Genomic DNA, 505 nt, shown 5'->3' with positions numbered 1-505 from the left:
GGTGACCGTGCCGGCGTCGTACTTCCAGCCGGCTTCCATCAGCATCAGGTCGGCAGCCTTCAGTTCGGTCGCCATGTCGGCGAGCTTGAACGAGACACCCTGGAACTTGCCGATCTGCTGGCCGAACTGCTCGCGATTGGCGGCCCAGTCGACGGCGTGGCCGAGCGCGCGTTCGGCGCGGCCGATGCAGGTGGCGGCGACTTGCAGGCGCGTCGCGCCGAGCCAGGAATTGGCGACCTCGAAGCCTTTGTGGACTTCACCGAGGACCTGAGACGCGGGCAGGCGGCAATCGTCGAATTCGAGAATGGAGTTGGTGTAGCCGCGGTGCGAGACGTTGCGGTAGCCGTCGCGCACGGTGAAGCCCGGCGTGCCCTTGTCGACGAAGAAGGCGGTGATCAGCTTTTTGGGGCCGCGCGGCGTCTCTTCCTCGCCGGTCGCCATGAAGACGATGGCGAAGTCGGCGAGGTCGGCATGGGAGATGAAGTGCTTGGTGCCGTTGAGCACC

General features: G+C 65.7%; 1 protein-coding gene. It reads right to left on the bottom strand.

The features are described 5' to 3' along the window. Positions 1-505, bottom strand: a 505-nt coding sequence (locus ACTIEN_RS22360; protein ID WP_439525329.1) for an acyl-CoA dehydrogenase, incomplete at both ends; no start/stop codon positions are given.

The sequence above is a fragment of the Marivita sp. genome, from assembly GCF_051859345.1.
GTDB lineage: Bacteria > Pseudomonadota > Alphaproteobacteria > Rhodobacterales > Rhodobacteraceae > Marivita.
The sequence above is the reverse complement of the archived record's forward strand: the minus strand, read 5'-3'. Positions and strand labels throughout refer to the sequence as shown.